Source organism: Streptomyces sp. NPDC059248 (genome assembly GCF_042753905.1).
Classification (GTDB): Bacteria; Actinomycetota; Actinomycetes; order Streptomycetales; family Streptomycetaceae; genus Streptomyces.
On the sequence record NZ_JBHYZV010000029.1, the window covers coordinates 1 to 18,264 of the forward strand.

The following is an 18,264-nucleotide window of genomic DNA, read 5'->3' on the forward strand; positions in this document are numbered from 1 at the left end:
CGCCCACCGCTTGGGGGCGGCGGGGCACGGCCCCGGCCGGCGCCGGGCGGGTCGGCCCGCCGGGGCGCCCCGCGCGGGACCTCCCGCGCCTACTTCTTGCTCTTGCCGCCACCGTTGTCGTCGCTGGAGAGGACGGCGATGAAGGCCTCCTGCGGCACCTCGACGCTGCCGACCATCTTCATCCGCTTCTTGCCTTCCTTCTGCTTCTCCAGCAGCTTCCGCTTACGGGAGATGTCACCGCCGTAGCACTTGGCGAGAACGTCCTTGCGGATGGCGCGGATGGTCTCGCGGGCGATCACCCGGGAGCCGATGGCGGCCTGGACCGGCACCTCGAAGGCCTGCCGCGGGATGAGCTCCTTCAGCTTGGCGACCAGCCGGACTCCGTAGGCGTACGCCTGGTCGCGGTGGGTGACCGCGGAGAAGGCGTCCACCTTGTCGCCGTGGAGGAGGATGTCCACCTTGACCAGCTGGGCCGACTGCTCGCCGGTGGGCTCGTAGTCCAGGGACGCGTAACCGCGGGTCTTGGACTTCAGCTGGTCGAAGAAGTCGAAGACGATCTCCGCGAGGGGCAGGGTGTAGCGGATCTCCACCCGGTCCTCGGAGAGGTAGTCCATGCCGAGCAGCGTGCCGCGACGGGCCTGGCACAGCTCCATGATCGAGCCGATGAACTCGCTCGGCGCCAGGATCGTGGCGCGTACGACCGGCTCGTAGACCTCGTCGATCTTGCCTTCGGGGAACTCGCTCGGGTTGGTCACCGTGTGCTCGGTGCCGTCCTCCATGATCACCCGGTAGACCACGTTCGGCGCGGTCGCGATCAGATCGAGGCCGAACTCGCGTTCGAGGCGCTCGCGGATCACATCGAGGTGCAGCAGGCCGAGGAAGCCCACCCGGAAGCCGAAGCCGAGGGCCGCGGAGGTCTCCGGCTCGTACACCAGGGCGGCGTCGTTGAGCTGGAGTTTGTCGAGGGATTCGCGCAGCTCGGGGTAGTCGGAGCCGTCCAGCGGATAGAGGCCCGAGAACACCATCGGCTTGGGTTCCTTGTACCCGCCGAGGGCCTCCGTCGCGCCCTTGGACTGCTGGGTGATGGTGTCGCCGACCTTGGACTGGCGGACGTCCTTCACACCGGTGATCAGATAGCCCACCTCGCCGACGCCCAGGCCGTCGGCCGCGAGCATCTCGGGCGAGTTGGTGCCGATCTCCAGCAGTTCGTGGGTGGCGCCGGTGGACATCATCCGGATCCGCTCGCGCTTGCCGAGCTGGCCGTCGATGACCCGGACGTAGGTCACGACACCGCGGTAGGAGTCGTAGACCGAGTCGAAGATCATCGCGCGGGCCGGGGCGTCCGCGACACCGACCGGGGCGGGGACCTCGCGCACCACGCGGTCCAGCAGCGCCTCGACGCCGAGACCGGTCTTGGCGGAGACCTTCAGGACGTCGTCGGGGTCGCAGCCGACGAGGTTCGCCAGCTCCTCGGCGAATTTCTCGGGCTGGGCGGCCGGCAGGTCGATCTTGTTGAGCACGGGAACGATGGTGAGGTCGTTCTCCATCGCCAGATAGAGATTGGCGAGGGTCTGCGCCTCGATCCCCTGGGCCGCGTCGACGAGCAGGACCGTGCCCTCGCAGGCCGCGAGGGAGCGGGAGACCTCATAGGTGAAGTCCACGTGACCCGGCGTGTCGATCATGTTCAGGATATGAGTCCGGCCCTGGCCGGGGCCGTCGGTCGGCGCCCAGGGCAGCCGGACGGCCTGAGACTTGATCGTGATGCCGCGCTCGCGCTCGATGTCCATCCGGTCGAGGTACTGGGCGCGCATCTGGCGCTGTTCGACCACCCCGGTGAGCTGGAGCATCCGGTCGGCAAGGGTCGACTTGCCGTGGTCGATGTGGGCGATGATGCAGAAATTGCGGATCAGCGCCGGGTCGGTACGGCTCGGCTCTGGCACGTTGGGAGGAGTCGCGGGCACGCAGGGTCCTGATTCTTGCGACGCGCCGGCGGCACCGGGCGTCGCGTCTGAGAGGCGATGTCGGATCGATACGTAGCCTCCATCGTCCCACGCGTACGGGACTGCGACCGGTTTGGGCCGTCCGGAGCCCGGCTGGTACCGTGGCTGGCTGTGTGTCTTCGCGTCCTCCCCGGTGGGAGGATCACGCGGGAGACCACGACCATCACAGATCATCGAACCTGAGAAGGCTCTTTCGTGGCGAACATCAAGTCCCAGATCAAGCGGAACAAGACGAACGAGAAGGCGCGCCTGCGCAACAAGGCCGTCAAGTCGTCCCTCAAGACCGCGATCCGCAAGGCCCGCGAGGCCGTCGCCGCCGGTGACGTCGAGAAGGCCGCCGCGGCGACCCGCGAGGCGGCCCGCAAGCTCGACAAGGCCGTCTCCAAGGGCGTCATCCACAAGAACGCCGCCGCCAACAAGAAGTCGGCGCTCGCGTCCAAGGCCAACGCGCTCCAGGGCTGATCACCCGGTACCGCGATCCGGTGACCCCCACCACGGCGACGAGGCGGGGTACCGGACGAGGTGATCGCCGGGGGTGACGAGCGGGCCCTCTCTCATCCGCTCCTCCCCGGCAGCACCGGACGCGCACTTGGTCCTGCGTTCGCCACGCGGGTGCGCGTCCACCGGCAGAACCTTCCGAAGGCCCCGGCCCTCCCGGCCGGGGCCTTCGGCATGCCCGGGAGCAGGCCGGGAACAGGCTTGGTCCGGTCTGGGCTGGTCTGGGCTCGTGGATTCAGGCCCTCGGGCCTGTCGCGTCCCGGGTCAGCGGGGGACGCCGCGGCCCGAGCGGGCCGCGCGGGCGATGGTGACGACGGCCTTCTCCAGGGCGTACTCCGGGTCGTCCCCGCCGCCCTTCACCCCCGCGTCCGCCTCCGCGACGGCACGCAGCGCGACCGCCACCCCGTCCGGGGTCCAGCCGCGCATCTGCTGCCGTACCCGGTCGATCTTCCACGGGGGCATGCCCAGCTCACGGGCGAGATCGGCGGGACGGCCGCCGCGCGCCGACGACAGCTTGCCGATCGCCCGGACGCCCTGCGCCAGCGCGCTGGTGATCAGCACCGGGGCGACCCCGGTGGAGAGCGACCAGCGCAGCGCCTCCAGCGCCTCCGCGGCCCGGCCCTCGACCGCGCGGTCGGCGACGGTGAAGCTGGACGCCTCCGCCCGGCCCGTGTAATAGCGCCCGACCACGGCCTCGTCGATGGTGCCTTCGACATCGGCGGTGAGCTGGGACACGGCGCTCGCCAGCTCCCGCAGATCGCTGCCGATGGAGTCGACGAGCGCCTGGCAGGCCTCGGGCGTCGCCGATCTGCCGAGCGCCCGGAACTCCGAGCGGACGAACGTCAGCCGCTCCGCGGGCTTGGTGGTCTTGGGACAGGCGATCTCCCGCGCCCCGGCCTTGCGGGCCGCGTCCAGCAGCGCCTTGCCCTTCGCCCCGCCCGGATGGACCAGGACCAGGGCGATCTCCTCGACGGGCGCCGTCAGATACGCCTTGACGTCCTTGACCGTGTCGGCCGACAGGTCCTGGGCGTTCCGTACGATCACCACCTTCCGCTCGGAGAAGAGCGAAGGGCTCGTCAGCTCGGCCAGGGTGCCGGGCTGGAGCTGGTCGGCGGTGAGGTCACGGACGTCCGTATCGGCGTCGGCGGCCCGGGCCGCCGCCACCACACGCGCCACCGCGCGGTCGAGCAGGAGGTCCTCCTGCCCCACGGCGAGGGTGACGGGGGCGAGCGGGTCGTCTGTCGCGTTCTTCCTGGTGGCCATCGTGGTCCAGCATCCCACGGCCCACCGACACCGCGGTCCCGCGCGGTGGGCCCGTACCGGACAATGACCGGGTGAGTGAAGGACGACATGTACTGGTGCTGCCGGACCGCGACGCCGCCGAGGAGGTGGCGCGGGAACTCGCCGACCGCTTCGGTGTGACCGACGAACCCCAGCTGGTGCGGGACGCGCTGGCGGGCGAGGACGACGCGGAGGACGCCCAGTGGCTAGTCGTGGTGGAGGACCCGGCGGCCCGGCTCGACCCGGTCGTCCTGGACGGCTTCGCCGCCGAGTACGAGGGCTGGCTGGAGACGCCGCGCTGACCGGGGCGCCTGGGGCGCCTCCGCGCCGCCCGGCGCGGGTGGTGCCGGGACGTCACCGTCCGGTGCCGGGCCCCGTCGGCCGGCCTCAGCCGTCCCGGCCCTCGCGGGGATCGGGCGGCAGCCGGTCCAGCCGGATCCCGAAGTGGTCGCGGTAGGCGCGGAGCACGGCCTCGTCGTCCCGGAGGGTTTCCTCGTGCCGCTCACCGTCCCGCGTGGTGGCCAGCCGACGACCGCTGAGGGTGATCCGGCCGTCGTCGGTGAGCCGGGAGCAGATGAGCGACCGGGTGAAGTGCGACGCGGGTGAGGTGCTGTGCCACCAGGCGCCGACCCGGAAGTCGGCCGGCTCGCGCGGCCGAGTCTCCACCAGGTACTGCGGCTTGCCGTCGCGCAGGACCACCAGATCGCCGTCGTGGAGGTGGTCGGGACGGTGACGGCGCGAAGCGGCACCCTGCCCGGCGGTCCCGCCGTAGCCGTCGGACGCCGGGACCACCCGGAACGTACCGGCCGGATCCGGCTGGTCCTCCCGCACGTCGTAGGCGAGGGGGTAGTGGGAGTGGTCGCCGAAGCCGACGTCCGCGAGCCGGCGCCCCGCGCCGTCCTCGGTCTCCACCAGGAGGACCAGATGGTCGTACGGGATCCCGGGCTTCCCGTCGTCGCCGAAGACCCGGGCCTGGAGATGGGTGACGCCGAACCCGAGCTCGCGCAGCAGGACGGCGAAGGCCCCGTTGAGTTCGTAGCAGATGCCGCCACGGCCACCGGCCACGATCTTGTCCAGCAGATGCTTCTCCTCCAGCACGATCTCCTCACGGAGATGGACGGAGAGATTCTCGAACGGCACGCTCCGCAGATGGCGCAGCTGAAGGTCGCGCAGGGCCGCGGCGTTCGCGTGGTCGGGTCTGAGGGCTCCGATTCGGCGGAGATAGGCATCCATGATCCCAGTGTGTCGCTCCACCCCTTGGTCCGGCAGGGGCGTCGCACCGACTTGGTCCCAAGTACCGAGCCCCGGGGGCCATCGGCCCCAGTGACGGCTCGGGCTCCGGTCCGAGATCCGGGACGAGATCCGGGACGAGACGTCCGCGACTTCCGGTCCGTGCCCTCGGCGATCCGGGCCTTCGGGATACCCGGGGGCACGCGGCCGTGGCACCGGACGGGCCCTTCGCCGGCGCCCGGCGGTCCCGGCACCGCGCCGGAGCCCCGGCGGGATCGGCGCCCGCCCCGGACGGCCGCGCGCAGCCCGTCCCCGCTGCCGAGCACGGCGACCGAGCCGTCCTCGTCGGTCCGCAGCACCACGGAGCCCAGGGCCCGCAGCGCCGCGACGGTGCGCGGCGCGGGGTGCCCGTAGGTGTTGTCCCGGCCCGCGGAGATCAGGGCGAACTCGGGGCGCACCGCCCCCAGCAGCCCCGGGTCCTGATGCGCGGACCCGTGGTGGGCGACCTTGAGCACATCCACCGGGCCGAGCCCGGGCCGGGTCCGCAGCAGGGCCCGCTGGGCGGGTGGTTCGAGATCGCCGAGCAGCAGCAGGGTGGGGCCGCCGTCGATCCGGACGAGGAGCGTCACGCTGGCGTCATTGGCCTCGACTGGCGCCGGGCCCGCGCGGGGCCCGGTGTCCGGCCACAGCACTTCCCAGGTCAGCCGTCCGGTCCGGCGACGCTCCCCCGGTCCGGCCCGCAGCACCGGGACCCCGGCGGCGTCCGCCGTACGGCGGACGAACTCCGCCTGGCCGCGCGGCTCGTCCAGGGTCGTGGTCTGTACGGCTCCGACCGTCCGGCCGTCGAGCACTCCCGGCAGCCCCCGGACGTGATCGGCGTGGAAGTGGGTGAGGACGACCAGCGGCACACCGGTGACGCCCAGTTCCCGCAGACAGCGGTCGACGGGCTCCGGATCGGGTCCGGTGTCCACGACGACCGCCGTCCGGTCCCCGGCCGCCAGCACCACGGCGTCCCCCTGGCCCACGTCGCACATCACCGCGGTCCAACCGAACGGCGGCCAGCCCGACACGACCCGGGTCAGCGGGGCGGGCCGTACGACGGCGAACAGCAGCACCACGGCGCAGAACGCGGCGGCCAGGGGCCGGCGGGACAACCGGCGGGCGAGGAACACGGCGACGGCGGTGGCGGCCGCCAGCAGCAGTCCGCCGCGCCAGCCGCCCGGCCAGTCGGACTGCGCCCCGGGCAGGGCGGCACCCGCCCGGGCGACGGCCGCGATCCACCGGGCGAACCATCCGGCGACCGTGGCCGGGATCACCGCGAGGGGCGTCGACACGGTCGCCACGGCCAGCGCGGCGAACCCGAGGAGGGTGACCGGCGCGGTCGCCAGTTCGGCGGCCAGGTTGCAGGGGACGGCCACCAGGCTGACCTTCGCCGCGAAGACCGCGACCACGGGGGCCGCCACGGCCTGCGCCGCGAGGGCCACGGCGAGCGCCTCGGCGATCCGGGGCGGCACTCCGCGCCTTCTCAGCGCCACGCTCCAGCCCGGGGCGATGAGCAGCAGCGCGCCCGTCGCCAGGACGGAGAGGAGGAAGCCGTAGTTGCGGGCGAGGAGGGGGTCGTAGAGCACGAGCAGCAGGACGGCGGCGGCCAGGGCGGGCACCAGGGATCTGCGGCGGCCCGTTCCGATGGCGAGCAGGGCGACGGCCCCGCAGGCCGCGGCCCGCAGCACGCTCGGCTCGGGCCGGCACACCACGACGAACGCCAGGGTGAGCCCGCCCCCGGCGAGCGCCGTCGCCCGCAGCGACAGCCCGAGCCGGGGCGCGAGTCCGCCCCGTTCGGCCCGGCCCGCCCGGCCCGGCGGGCCGATCAGCAGCACCAGCACGATGGTGAGATTGCTCCCGGAGACGGCGAGGATGTGCGACAGGTCGGTCGCCGCGAAGGCGTCCCGCAGTTCGGGGGTGAGCCGGGAGGTGTCGCCCACGGTGATCCCGGGGACCAGTGCCCGGGCGTCCGCGGGCAGACCGTCGGTGGCCTCGCGCAGCCCGGCCCGCAGCCGTCCCGCGGTCCGCTGGACGAGGCTCGGCCCGCCGAGGGTCTCGGGCACCTTGTCGCCGGTCCGCAGGACTGCCGCGAACGGGTCGTCGCGGTTGGCGGGCGGTGACAGCCGTCCGGTCAGCCGGAGCCGGGTCGAGGGCAGCAGCCGCTGCCACCGAGCGAGATCGCCGGGCGTCTCTCCCGGCCGGACGATCAGCAGTACGGGAGTCCGGCCCCTGGTGACCCGGCCGCCGGGCGCGGTCACCTCGGTGACGTCGGCGCCGATCACGACCGGCCGGCCGCCGGATCCGTCACCGCGCCCGCGGGGAAGGGCCGTCCTCGGGTCCGCCGTCACGGTGGCCTCCACGGTCACGGGAGCGGACCGTTCGGCCAGCGCGGGCAGCGGACCCCGGCGCAGATCGGCCGTATGGAGCGCGGCGGCCGACGCACCGGCGGCCGCGCAAAGCAGGACCCCCGCACAGGCTGTCGCGTTGAGCCCGCGCCGACGCCCGCCCCGGCCCCGGCCCGTGCCCGTACCCGTACCTGCGGCTGCGGCTGCCTCCGGGCCCGAGGCGGTGGACAGCCCGGAAGGCCCGCCCGTACGGCCGGGCCTCCGGCGGGACGGGCACCGGGCTCCGCTGTCGGGCGCCCGGTCCCCCGGTGTCGGTCCCGCACGCGGTCCGGCAGCTCGCGTGCGGCCTACGGTGGCGCGCACCGCACCGACGGGCGCGACGGCATCGCCCGTCGGGGCGGCGCGGTCGTCCGGAGGCCGGGCGACCGCGCGCGGGTGTCCCAGGGGCTCGCTACCGGGGCGGCCACCGCCCGGGGGACCGCCATCGGTGCGGGTCCTCCGCAGGGCGACTCGTACCGACAGGCACAGGGCGCCGAGGAGGCAGAGGGCGACCGCGAACGCCGTCCAGCGGCCCGGGGTCCCGGCGGCGACGGCCGCGGCGACCCAGGCGGCCACGGCCGGGGGTACCAGGCGCAGATCGGTCGGCCCCTCCTGACGGGGCGTCGCGGCCCCCAGCCGGTGCCCGGACGCGGCATGGACGGCCCGGCGGGTCACGGCCGCACCAAGGGCCTGAGGTCGGCGAACCGGCGCTCGCCGATCCCGTCGACCTCGCGCAGTTCGTCGACGGAGCGGAAGCCGCCGCCACGGCTCCGGTACTCCATGATGTGCCGGGCCAGCACGGGGCCGACCCCGGGGAGGGTGTCCAACTCGGCGAGCGTGGCCGTATTGAGGCTGACCGGTCCCGTCCCGGCCGGCCCCGCGCCCCCGGGGTCCGCCCCCGCCGCCGGGGCGCTCACCGCCGCGGTACCCGCCGGCCCCGCGACCCCGACCAGCACCTGTTCCCCGTCCACGAGCACCCGGGCGCGGTTCAGCCCGGTCAGATCGGTGTCCTCCTTCGCGCCGCCCGCCGCGGCCAGCGCGTCGGCGACCCGTGACCCGACGGGCAGCCTGAGGATGCCCGGCCGGCGGACCTTCCCGCCCACGTCCACGACGACCCGGCCGCCCGGCGATACCTCCGGCGACGCCCCTGGCACCGGCACCGGCACCGATGCTGACGTCGGTGCGGACATCGGTGACCGCGCCTCGCGACGGACCGGTTCGGGCGGTCGGACCATCTGGGGGCGGCCCGACCAGAAATGCACACCCGCGAGGACCACCGCCGCGACCAGGACGACGGCGAGCGCGGCCAGCGTCCGCGGTTCGAGTCCGCATCGCAGCCGCACCCAGAGCGGCAGCCGTTCCCCCAGGGCGAAACCAGCCCGCCGTAACGCGTCGCCCTGTCGTGGAGCGTCGTCACGCGGCCCGGGACTCCGCCGCCCCCGGTGTCCGGACTCCTCACCGGACCCCATGACCCGACCGATCCCACCGGTCCCGCCGACCCTCGTACGCGGTGCCGCGCGCTCCCGCGCCCCCGCGTACGAGACGACGGCATCGTCCGTCGTACCGGAGGCCGTATCGGCGACCGAGCCGTAGACCGTGCCGGAGGCCGTATCGGCGACCGAGCCGGGGACCGGCTCCGCCGTCAAGGCCCGCGCCGTCACCGCCCGGTGCCTCACCCCGCCCCGGACCGAACCGCCTCTCCCGGGGCCGGAACCCGCACCCCGGCGCGCGCCTCCGTGCGGCCCGAGGGCCGTCGCCGGTCGCCGCCGGAGCCGGACCCGGCCGTCGGACGCCGGGGCCCGGCCCGGCCCACTGGTTGCGGAACGTGATCGAAGAGCCATGCCTCGACGGTAGGCACACCCCGCCGCACCCGCTCGCCCCGCTCAATTCCCGGGGAAAACCCTCCCCTTGTGGATAACTCCCTCACCCACACGAGGTAACAATCCGCGACGAACGCCCCCATCCGGACCCCGAACCCGCCCCGGCCCTCGGCCTCGATCCCGGACCCGGCCCCGATGCCCGATCACCTCGGCGAGACGACGGCCCCCAGCAGCCCCGGCCCCGTATGCGCTCCGATGACCGCGCCCACTTCACTCACATGCAGTTCCGCCAGCCCCGGCACCCGCTCCCGCAACCGGTCGGCCAGTGCCGCGGCACGCTCGGGCGCCGCGAGATGGTGGACCGCGATATCGACCTGCCCCGCCCCGGCGCACTCCACGGCCAGCTCTTCGAGCCGGGCGATCGCCTTCGACGCCGTACGCACCTTCTCCAGCATTTCGATCCGGCCGTCGGCGAGTTGGAGCAGCGGTTTCACGGCGAGCGCCGAGCCGAGCAGGGCTCTGGCCGTCCCGATCCGGCCGCCGCGCCGCAGATAGTCGAGGGTGTCGACGTAGAAGTACGCGGAGGTTCCGGCCGCCCGCTTCTCCGCGGCGGCCACCGTCTCGTCCAGCGTGCCCCCGGCCTCGGCCGTCTCCGCCGCGGCGAGGGCGCAGAACCCGAGGGCCATGGCGATGACCTCGGTGTCCACCACGCGTACCGGCACGGGCGCGTCCCTGGCGGCCAGCACCGCCGCGTCGTACGTACCGGACAGCTCGGCCGATAGATGGAGCGACACGATCCCCGAGGCCCCGGCTTCGGCGGCGGCCCGGTAGACGGCGGCGAAGGTCTCGGGACCGGGGCGGGAGGTGGTCACGGGGCGCCGCTTCTGCAGCGCCTGCGCCAGCGACCGGGCGGAGATCTCCGTGCCCTCTTCCAGCGCCCGGCCGTCCACGACGACCGTCAGCGGAACCGTCACGATGCGGTGTTGCTCCACCGCGGTCTGCGGCAGATAGGCCGTTGAATCGGTGACGATCGCGACATGGCGGGACATGACCGGGAGGTTACCGCCCGACGTGGCGCGAGGGCAGCCCGCCCCCGTGTCCCGTCCGTTCCGGCCCCGGTATCACGTCAGTTCGTGGTCTCCGGCCGGGCGGCCTTCTGCCACGGGTACTGCTCGGCCCGGGGGTCGCGCGCCGTGATCGCCCGGGGTCCCGCGTCGTCCGCCGTGCCGGCACCGCCGGTGTCTCCACCGGTCTGCCCCTCGGACTCCCGACGGGCCTGCGGCGGGGTCGCCGGAGCCGCCGGAGCGGGGTCCGCGAACCCTCCGGGGGCGTCGGACGCGCCGGACTCCGCACTCTGCGACCAGTGTCGCAGCGCGCCCGCCTCCATGTCGATCTGGGCGCTGAGCGTGTCCAGATCGTCGTCGGCGAACCTCTGGGCCCGGTCACGGGCCGCCCAGCGCAGCGACTCCGCGGAGTGGGTGATCTTCTGGACCCGCTCCTTCAGCTCCGGCAGCTTGGCCGAGACCGTCGTCCGGTCGGGCTCCCGCTCCAGCCGTCGCATCTCGTCGTCGAGTTCGTGCCCGTGGGCGCTCAACCGGTCGAAGAGGGCCAGGGACTCCGACAACGAGGCGTCCTCGGCGACCCCCGCCCGCAGCGCGTCCTGGGTGGCCCGCATCGAGTTCCGCAGCTCCAGCCGGAGCTGCGCCAGCTCACCGGCGACACCGGCCTGTCCCAGGCTCTTGGCCCGCAGGGTCGTGTCCTCGACGGTCCGGCGGGCCTGCGTCACCGTACGCTCGACGCCCCGCTTGGCCGCCCGTACCGCCTTGACTCCTGCATACGCCCCCAAAGCGACAAAGGCGACCAAGAGCAGCGCCAGAATCAGAATCGCGGCTTCCATGGGCAGCCCTTCGCCTTCAGCCTGGGAGATGTCGTCGTCTCCACCGTACGTGGTACGCGTCCACAGCAGGTGATACGCGGTGTCTCCACGGTAAACGGCGCGGGCCCGCCGAGGGTTCCGGCGAAACCCCCGAGCTGCCCGTAGGGGAGAACCCGGAGGCCCCCGGCGCCCGTCTCAGGGGCCCCGGAGGCCCCGGGGGCCCCTCGGTTCGGTCCCTCCACAGGGGACCTCGTCATGCGAGACGTTCCGCGCGAGGTCCCCCGTGAGGTTCCGCGCGAAGCGTCACGCCGGGACGATGTTGACCAGCTTCGGCGCCCGTACGATCACCTTGCGGATCCCCGCCCCGCCCAGCGCCGCCACCACGCCCGGGTCGGCCAGTGCCAGCGCCTCCAGCTCGGTCTCCGCGATCGAAGGCGGCACCTCCAGCCGCGCCTTGACCTTGCCCTTGACCTGGACGACGCAGGTCACGGTCTCGTCCACGACATACGCCGGGTCGGCGACCGGGAACGCGTGGTGCGCCACCGAGTCCTCGTGCCCCAGCCGGTGCCACAGCTCCTCCGCGATATGCGGGGCCAGCGGCGCGACCAGCAGCACCAGCGACTCGGCGACCGACCGCGGCAGCGGGCCGCCCGCCTTGGTCAGATGGTTGTTCAGCTCGGTGACCTTGGCGATGGCGGTGTTGAAGCGCAGCCCCGCCATGTCCTGGCCGACGCCGTCGACGGCCTTGTGCAGCGCCCGCAGCGTGGCCTCGTCGGCCTCCGTGTCGACGACCGTGATCTCACCGGTCGCCTCGTCGACGACATTGCGCCAGACCCGCTGGAGCAGCCGGTACTGGCCGATGACGGCGCGGGTGTCCCAGGGCCGGGAGACGTCCAGCGGGCCCATCGCCATCTCGTACAGCCGCAGGGTGTCGGCGCCGTACTCGTCGCAGATCTCGTCCGGCGTGATGGCGTTCTTCAGGGACTTGCCCATCTTGCCCAGCTCGCGCTTGACGGGCTCGCCGTCGTACCAGAAGCCGCCGTCGCGCTCCTCGACCTCGGTGGCGGGCACCGGGAAGCCCCGGCCGTCCCGGTAGACGTACGCCTGGATCATGCCCTGGTTGAACAGCCGGTGGAACGGCTCGGCGGACGAGACATGGCCCAGGTCGTACAGCACCTTGGACCAGAACCGCGCGTACAGCAGATGCAGTACGGCGTGCTCCTGGCCGCCCACGTACAGGTCGACGCCGCCGTGGGGCATACCCTCGCGCGGGCCCATCCAGTACTGCTCGACGGCCGGGTCGACCAGCTTCCGGTCGTTGTGCGGGTCCAGATACCGCAGCTCGTACCAGCAGGAACCGGCCCAGTTGGGCATGGTGTTGGTCTCGCGCCGGTAGCGGCGGGGCCCGTCGCCCAGGTCCAGGGTGACGTTCACCCACTCCTCGTTGCGCGACAGCGGGGTCTCGGGCTCGGTGTCGGCGTCGTCCGGGTCGAAGGTGCGCGGCGAGTAGTCGTCGACCTCCGGCAGCTCCAGCGGCAGCATCGACTCGGGCAGCGGGTGCGCGACGCCGTCCTCGTCGTAGACGATCGGGAAGGGCTCGCCCCAGTACCGCTGGCGGCTGAACAGCCAGTCGCGCAGCCGGAAGTTGATGGTGCCCTCGCCAGCGCCCTGCTCGACCAGCCAGGCGATCATCCGGGACTTGGCCTCGGCGACGTCCAGTCCGTCCAGGGACAGCCGGTCGTTGGCGGAGTTGATCGCCGGGCCGGGGCCGGTGTACGCCTCGCCCTCCCAGCCGTCCGGCGGCCGTACGGTCCGGATGATCGGCAGCTCGAACGCCTCGGCGAACTCCCAGTCGCGTTCGTCCTGACCGGGCACGGCCATGATCGCGCCCGTGCCGTAGCCCATCAGGACGTAGTCGGCGACGAAGACCGGGACCCGGGTGCCCGTCACCGGGTTCAGGGCGTACGCGCCCGTGAAGACGCCGGTCTTGTCCTTGTGCTCGGTCTGCCGCTCGACGTCGCTCTTGGTCTGTGCCTGCTTGCGGTAGGCGGCGACGGCCTCGGCGGGCGTCGTGGCGCCACCGGTCCAGGTCTCCTTGACACCCTGGGGCCACTCGGCGGGCAGGATCGAGTCGATCAGCCCGTGCTCGGGGGCGAGCACCATATAGGTGGCGCCGAACAGGGTGTCGGGACGGGTGGTGAAGACGGTGATCGGCTCGCCGTCGTGGCCCTCGACCGAGAAGTCCACCCGGGCGCCCTCGGAGCGCCCGATCCAGTTCCGCTGCTGGAGCTTGATCGCGTCCGGCCAGTCCAGACCGTCCAGATCGTCGATCAGGCGGTCCGCGTAGGCCGTGATCCGCATATTCCACTGGCGCAGCTTCGCCTTGAAGACGGGGAAGTTGCCGCGCTCGGAGCGGCCGTCGGCGGTGACCTCCTCGTTGGCCAGCACGGTGCCCAGGCCGGGACACCAGTTGACCGGCGCGTCGGAGGCGTACGCCAGCCGGAACCCGCCCAGGACCTCGGCGCGTTCGACGGGGCTCAGCTCCGCCCAGGTACGGGTGGTGCCGGGGATCTCACGGCCGGCCTCGAACTCGGTGACCAGCTCGGCGATCGGACGGGCGCGGCCGGCCTCCTCGTCGTACCAGGAGTTGAAGATCTGCAGGAAGATCCACTGCGTCCAGCGGTAGTACGAGGGGTCGATCGTGGCGACCGAGCGGCGCTGGTCGTGGCCCAGGCCCAGTCGGCGCAGCTGACGCTTCATGTTGTCCATGGCCGCCTCGGTGGACACCCGGGGGTGGGTGCCGGTGGCGACCGCGTGCTGCTCGGCGGGCAGGCCGAAGGCGTCGAAGCCCAGGGTGTGCAGGACGTTGTGGCCGGTCATCCGCAGATGGCGGGCGTAGACGTCGGTCGCGATGTACCCCAGCGGGTGGCCGACGTGCAGCCCCGCACCGGAGGGGTACGGGAACATGTCCATGACGAATTTCTTGGGCCGGGCCGCCACGGCGGGGTCCCCGGCCAGATCGCCCACCGGATTGGGTGCCTCGTACGTGCCGTCGGCCTCCCAGGCGTCCTGCCAGCGCGCCTCGATCTCGGCGGCGAGACCCGCCGTGTACCGGTGCGGTGCGCCCACGTCACCGGCGGCGGGGAAAGCGGCGGGAACTGCGGGATTGGTCTCGCTCATCGTCTTCAAAGCTCCATCGATCGTCTCTGCCCGGCGTTACGGAAGGGGCGCCCGGCCGGGGCGCAGGGCCCGCAAACAAAAGGACCCCTCGCACAGGAGGGGAAGCCGCGCCGATTCCGACCGGACTCTCGTCCGCCGGGACTGATCAGCGCGGCCCGCTAAGCAGAAGGCGTACGGCACGCATGACGTCAGGGTACCGCAGGGGGCGTCGCGGCCGCGCGTGCGTACCTGCGCGGCCCGGTGTATCGCGCCCGGGGAAGCGCCCGACGGAAACGCCCGGCGGAAACGTTCGACGGAATCGTTCGGCGGAACGTCCGGTGGGATCGTCCGGCGCACAACGAAAAATCCCGCCGGACCGGGTCCGGCGGGATTCTCCCGACTGTGGAGCTAAGGAGAATTGAACTCCTGACCTCCTGCATGCCATGCAGGCGCTCTACCAACTGAGCTATAGCCCCTTGCGCGATGTCGCCCGGTTCGGTGTTTCCTCCGTGTCCCGGCGACGTCGACAACATTAACGCCCTCCCGCCCGCTTCACCAAATCCGTTCCCGACCCGGGACGGGGGTGGATGGAGAAGGGGTGGAACCGGGACGATCGGGACGGCTCCGAGCCGTGCCGGGCCGCCCGTCGACGGCCGCGTACGGCCGGGACGCGGCTGCCGTCAGGCCGTCGCGAAGGAGTAGAAGCGCTTCAGCGTGCAGTGGTCGTCGAGCAGACGGCCGTAGATCGGCTCGCCTTCCAGTTCCCGGTACGTCTCGATGGGATCTCCCTTTATGATCAGCGCTCTCGCACACTCCTCGCACCAGTACTGGTACTCGGGATTGATCGGGTCCATGTCGCGGACGATGGGCGTACCACTGCCGCACCAGTCGCATTTACGCCTGTGCGCCCCCATCAGTCTGTCCAGCTGTGGCCGCAGGACGTGCACACGTAAGAGACTCCACCATTGTCGCCGAGGACCTGGGCGACATGCGCCGATCCACAGGACGGGCAACTGAGGGTCGCGCGGACGTCCTCGGCACCGAGCAGGGCGTCGCCGTCCTGGCTCGTGCTGGCGGACATCGCGCTCTCCTTACCCGTACTGGCCGGTGTCCCCTCCGGCCGTCCGATTCTGCCACGACATATCCGCCCGGGTCAGCGGCGTTTGCGGAGGAGACCCGTGAGTGAGCCGAGAACGGACGCGGCGGCCAGCGCGACGGCGACCCACCACCAGGCGTCGCCGGAGCCGACCGCCGTACGCAGGTCCAGGAAGAGCGCGCCGACGGCGGCCACCCCGACGACCTGACCGAGTTGGACGACCGTCACCAGCACCCCACTGGCGTCGGACGCGTCCTCGGGCCGCACCTCGGCCAGCGCCCCCGCGAGGGCGGGGCTGTGCGCCGCCGCGAGCCCGGCTCCCAGGGCGGCCAGCGCCGCGTACAAGGGGAGCCCGGCGTCGCCGTCCTTCAACAGGGCACCGGCGGCCATCAGCGCCACCGCGACGAGCGCGAACCCGCCCGGCACCAGGGCCGGCCGGAACCGTACGGGCAGCCGCCGCCAGGTGAGCGCGACCGCGCCGTACGCCAGCCCGGTCGGCAGGCAGGTCAGCCCGGCGCGCAGCGGGCCGTGGCCCAGGCCGTCCTGGAGGTGCAGGGTGAGCGCGAAGAAGGAGCCGACGTTGACCGCCATCGCGAGCGCGATCCGGGTGACGGCCGTGCCCATACCGGGGGTTCGCAGCAGCCGGGGCGCGACGAGCGGGGTCCCGCCGCGCCGGGCGAGGCGGGACTCATGGGCCAGGAAGAGTCCCAGCAGGATCACCGTCGCGGCGAGACACGCCCAGGTCCACAGCGGCCAGTCGTACTCCCGGCCGAGCACCAGGGGCACGGTGAACAGGCCGACCGTGGCCGCGAGCAGCACGAGCCCCGGCAGATCGAGACGGTCCCGGTCGGCACGGGCCCCGTCCGCACGGGCCGGGGCAACGTGACTCCGACGGTCGCGGGCGGGATCGACGCGGGCCGGATCGGAACCGTGGGCGGGACCGGGACCGCGGGCCGGACCGGGGGCGGGGTCGCGGGCGGGGTCGTGGGCGAGGTCGCCCGGCCGGTCGCGCGGCAGACTGCGGGCGCCCAGCACCATCAGGGCGACGCCGATCGGCACATTGACCAGGAAGACCGACCGCCAGCCCGCGCCGGGGACATCGGTACCGACCAGGACTCCGCCCACCACCAGGCCCGCGACGACCCCGACGGCCAGGACGGCCGAGTACGCGCCGACGGCCCGGACCCGCGCCTCCCCGGTGAAGTGCCGCTGGATCAGGCTCAGCACCTGCGGGATCAGCAGGCCCGCACCGACGCCCTGGAGCAGTCGGAAGGCGATCAGCTGACCGGTGCCCGCGGCCATTCCGCAGGCCAGCGACGCGACCGTGAAGAGCGCGAGCCCCCCGAGCCACATCCGGCGGTGCCCGATCAGACCGCCCAGCCGGGCGCCGGTGATCAGCAGGATCGCGTACGTCACCGTGTACCCGGCGACGATCAGCTGCAACCCGGCGCCCGAGGAGCCGAATTCGGTACGGATCGTGGGCGCGGCCACATGGACGGCGGAGGCGTCGAGCAGCGCCATGAACTGGGCCGCGAGCACCAACGCCAGCACCACCGCGGGGCGGTTGTCGGTGCCGGGGGCTTTACTGGAACCGGGAGCGGGGGAATCGGCGGCGCGTGGGGGCCGGGGGGAGGTCGTCGGCATGGTCCCGAGGTTGACGCCCCGGGGGTACGGGGAGTGAGAGCCCGCTGATCCTGGTACCGGCAGCACCTGGCAGCGCCGGGTGCCGGCATCGACCATGGAGGGGTGACGGCGATGACGACCGAAAGCGGGCCGGGGGCAGCGACCCGGGGCCGGGGAAGCACGCGCGGGGACGGGGAAGGGGGCCGGGCGGACCGCCGCAGACCCGAGCTGGCGGCCTTTCTGCGGAGCCGCCGGGCCCGGGTGACCCCGGCGGACTTCGGAATGCCGCCGGGATTACGCCGGCGCACCCCTGGCCTGCGCCGCGAGGAGGTGGCCCAGCTCTCCGGGGTGGGGGTCACCTGGTACACCTGGCTGGAACAGGGGCGGCCGATCAACGCGTCGCCGCAGGTGCTGGACGCGGTCGCGCGGACCCTGCGGCTCGACTCCTCGGAGCGGGAGCATCTGTACCACCTGGCGCGGGTGCCGTACGAACCGGCCTCCCCGGCCGGGGACGGGGGCGCGGAGGCCGTCGGCCCCGAGATCCGGTCCGTGCTCGACGCCCTCGACCCGCGTCCCGCCGTGGTCTACAACGCGCGGTACGACCTGCTGGCCGCCAACCGCTCGTACGACCGGCTCTTCCGGGCCGATCTGGTCCGGGGGCCGGGGCGGGGAAATCTGCTGTGGACCTTGTTCGCGGCGGCGGGCTGGAGCGAGTGCCCGGTCTGCCATCCGGAGATCGAGCTGCCGCTGATGGTCGCCCAGTTCCGAGGCGCTTACGGACGGCATGTGGGCGATCCGGCGTGGGAGTCGCTGATCAAACGGCTCTCGGCGGCCAGCGCGCACTTCACCGAGTTGTGGCGCAGCGGGAATGTGCTGCCGCCGGGCACCCGGCTGAAGGCCTTCCGGCACCCCCTCGTGGGCGAGATGCGGATGACGTCGGTATCGATGGAGATCAACGGGCTGCCGGAGTCCCGGATGGTGATCCACTCCCCCGGCGACGAGGAGAGCGGCCGTCGTCTGGAGGAGCTGTACCGCCTGGACGGGTCCGGGAACGACGGAACCCCGCCCTCGGAAGGAGGACGGGGTTCCGGACTGTGGAGCTAAGGAGAATTGAACTCCTGACCTCCTGCATGCCATGCAGGCGCTCTACCAACTGAGCTATAGCCCCTGGTGTTCTTCGCGCTCGGCGCTGCGAACAAGAAGAACTTTAGCCTGCGACCTGCCGGAAAGGGAAATCCGATGGCCCGGCCGGAAG

The 18,264-nt window shown here is 72.9% G+C and carries 13 protein-coding genes, 2 tRNA genes and 1 pseudogene; 3 read left to right on the forward strand and 13 right to left on the reverse strand.

Features of this window, described 5'->3' with window-relative positions:
- Nucleotides 1-89: 89 nt before the first annotated feature.
- On the reverse strand, nucleotides 90-1,961 hold the full coding sequence (gene lepA / locus ACFXG1_RS14820) for a translation elongation factor 4 (protein ID WP_384709403.1): 1,872 nt from the start codon (nucleotides 1,959-1,961) through the stop codon (nucleotides 90-92).
- A 234-nt stretch (nucleotides 1,962-2,195) separates the two neighbouring features.
- On the opposite strand from lepA, the gene rpsT reads away from it, so the two are divergent.
- Nucleotides 2,196-2,462, forward strand: coding sequence for a 30S ribosomal protein S20 (rpsT, locus tag ACFXG1_RS14825; RefSeq protein ID WP_384709406.1), 267 nt, complete (start codon nucleotides 2,196-2,198; stop codon nucleotides 2,460-2,462).
- 300 nt (nucleotides 2,463-2,762) lie between these two features.
- On the opposite strand, the gene holA is transcribed toward rpsT, so the two are convergent.
- Nucleotides 2,763-3,761 (reverse strand): DNA polymerase III subunit delta, encoded by a 999-nt coding sequence (gene holA / locus ACFXG1_RS14830; RefSeq protein ID WP_384742681.1) that lies wholly within the window; start codon nucleotides 3,759-3,761, stop codon nucleotides 2,763-2,765.
- A 71-nt stretch (nucleotides 3,762-3,832) separates the two neighbouring features.
- Between holA and ACFXG1_RS14835 the strand changes: the two genes are divergently transcribed.
- Nucleotides 3,833-4,081: a hypothetical protein gene (locus ACFXG1_RS14835; protein ID WP_384709412.1), complete on the forward strand. Its 249-nt coding sequence runs from the start codon at nucleotides 3,833-3,835 to the stop codon at nucleotides 4,079-4,081.
- 85 nt (nucleotides 4,082-4,166) lie between these two features.
- Here ACFXG1_RS14835 and ACFXG1_RS14840 read toward each other — a convergent pair whose 3' ends face one another.
- The 10 genes and pseudogenes from ACFXG1_RS14840 to ACFXG1_RS14885 all read right to left on the reverse strand — a co-directional run bounded on the left by ACFXG1_RS14840 (nucleotide 4,167) and on the right by ACFXG1_RS14885 (nucleotide 17,030).
- On the reverse strand, nucleotides 4,167-5,012 hold the full coding sequence (locus ACFXG1_RS14840; RefSeq protein WP_384709440.1) for an arylamine N-acetyltransferase: 846 nt from the start codon (nucleotides 5,010-5,012) through the stop codon (nucleotides 4,167-4,169).
- 284 nt (nucleotides 5,013-5,296) lie between these two features.
- A pseudogene (locus tag ACFXG1_RS14845) lies at nucleotides 5,297-7,627 on the reverse strand (ComEC/Rec2 family competence protein); the annotation flags it as partial.
- Nucleotides 7,628-8,106: 479 nt separating this feature from the next.
- Entirely contained in the window at nucleotides 8,107-9,081 is a 975-nt protein-coding gene (locus ACFXG1_RS14850) for a ComEA family DNA-binding protein (protein ID WP_384709415.1), read from the reverse strand.
- Nucleotides 9,082-9,458: 377 nt separating this feature from the next.
- The gene (locus ACFXG1_RS14855; protein WP_384709417.1) at nucleotides 9,459-10,304 is read right to left on the reverse strand and encodes a DegV family protein; all 846 of its coding nucleotides are present in this window, start codon (nucleotides 10,302-10,304) and stop codon (nucleotides 9,459-9,461) included.
- 77 nt (nucleotides 10,305-10,381) lie between these two features.
- The gene (locus tag ACFXG1_RS14860) at nucleotides 10,382-11,152 is read right to left on the reverse strand and encodes a hypothetical protein (RefSeq protein WP_384709420.1); all 771 of its coding nucleotides are present in this window, start codon (nucleotides 11,150-11,152) and stop codon (nucleotides 10,382-10,384) included.
- 282 nt (nucleotides 11,153-11,434) lie between these two features.
- Nucleotides 11,435-14,311: a leucine--tRNA ligase gene (gene leuS, locus ACFXG1_RS14865; RefSeq protein ID WP_384709423.1), complete on the reverse strand. Its 2,877-nt coding sequence runs from the start codon at nucleotides 14,309-14,311 to the stop codon at nucleotides 11,435-11,437.
- A 382-nt stretch (nucleotides 14,312-14,693) separates the two neighbouring features.
- Nucleotides 14,694-14,766 (reverse strand) — tRNA-Ala (locus ACFXG1_RS14870).
- A 204-nt stretch (nucleotides 14,767-14,970) separates the two neighbouring features.
- On the reverse strand, nucleotides 14,971-15,204 hold the full coding sequence (locus ACFXG1_RS14875; protein WP_153482153.1) for a hypothetical protein: 234 nt from the start codon (nucleotides 15,202-15,204) through the stop codon (nucleotides 14,971-14,973).
- Nucleotides 15,204-15,371, reverse strand: coding sequence for a hypothetical protein (locus ACFXG1_RS14880; RefSeq protein WP_384709427.1), 168 nt, complete (start codon nucleotides 15,369-15,371; stop codon nucleotides 15,204-15,206). The genes ACFXG1_RS14875 and ACFXG1_RS14880 overlap by 1 nt, the downstream gene beginning before the upstream one ends.
- A gap of 72 nt (nucleotides 15,372-15,443) precedes the next feature.
- Nucleotides 15,444-17,030 carry an MFS transporter gene (locus ACFXG1_RS14885; protein WP_384709430.1) on the reverse strand — a complete coding sequence of 529 codons (1,587 nt, stop codon included), beginning with the start codon at nucleotides 17,028-17,030 and terminating at the stop codon, nucleotides 15,444-15,446.
- A 102-nt stretch (nucleotides 17,031-17,132) separates the two neighbouring features.
- Here ACFXG1_RS14885 and ACFXG1_RS14890 point away from each other — a divergent pair, with 102 nt between their 5' ends.
- On the forward strand, nucleotides 17,133-18,113 hold the full coding sequence (locus ACFXG1_RS14890; RefSeq protein ID WP_384709433.1) for a helix-turn-helix transcriptional regulator: 981 nt from the start codon (nucleotides 17,133-17,135) through the stop codon (nucleotides 18,111-18,113).
- On the opposite strand, the gene ACFXG1_RS14895 is transcribed toward ACFXG1_RS14890, so the two are convergent.
- Nucleotides 18,105-18,177, reverse strand: a tRNA-Ala gene (locus ACFXG1_RS14895). The two genes, ACFXG1_RS14890 and ACFXG1_RS14895, sit on opposite strands and share 9 nt — an antisense overlap.
- Between the last annotated feature and the right edge of the window lie 87 nt (nucleotides 18,178-18,264).

Bases quoted from the DNA above. Each gene is read 5' to 3' on its own strand.
- holA (WP_384742681.1), bottom strand. From the start codon at position 3,761: ATGGCCACCAGGAAGAACGCGACAGACGACCCGCTCGCCCCCGTCACC.
- ACFXG1_RS14840 (WP_384709440.1), bottom strand. From the start codon at position 5,012: ATGGATGCCTATCTCCGCCGAATCGGAGCCCTCAGACCCGACCACGCG.
- ACFXG1_RS14855 (WP_384709417.1), bottom strand. From the start codon at position 10,304: ATGTCCCGCCATGTCGCGATCGTCACCGATTCAACGGCCTATCTGCCG.
- ACFXG1_RS14860 (WP_384709420.1), bottom strand. From the start codon at position 11,152: ATGGAAGCCGCGATTCTGATTCTGGCGCTGCTCTTGGTCGCCTTTGTC.
- leuS (WP_384709423.1), bottom strand. From the start codon at position 14,311: ATGAGCGAGACCAATCCCGCAGTTCCCGCCGCTTTCCCCGCCGCCGGT.
- ACFXG1_RS14875 (WP_153482153.1), bottom strand. From the start codon at position 15,204: ATGGGGGCGCACAGGCGTAAATGCGACTGGTGCGGCAGTGGTACGCCC.
- ACFXG1_RS14880 (WP_384709427.1), bottom strand. From the start codon at position 15,371: ATGTCCGCCAGCACGAGCCAGGACGGCGACGCCCTGCTCGGTGCCGAG.
- ACFXG1_RS14885 (WP_384709430.1), bottom strand. From the start codon at position 17,030: ATGCCGACGACCTCCCCCCGGCCCCCACGCGCCGCCGATTCCCCCGCT.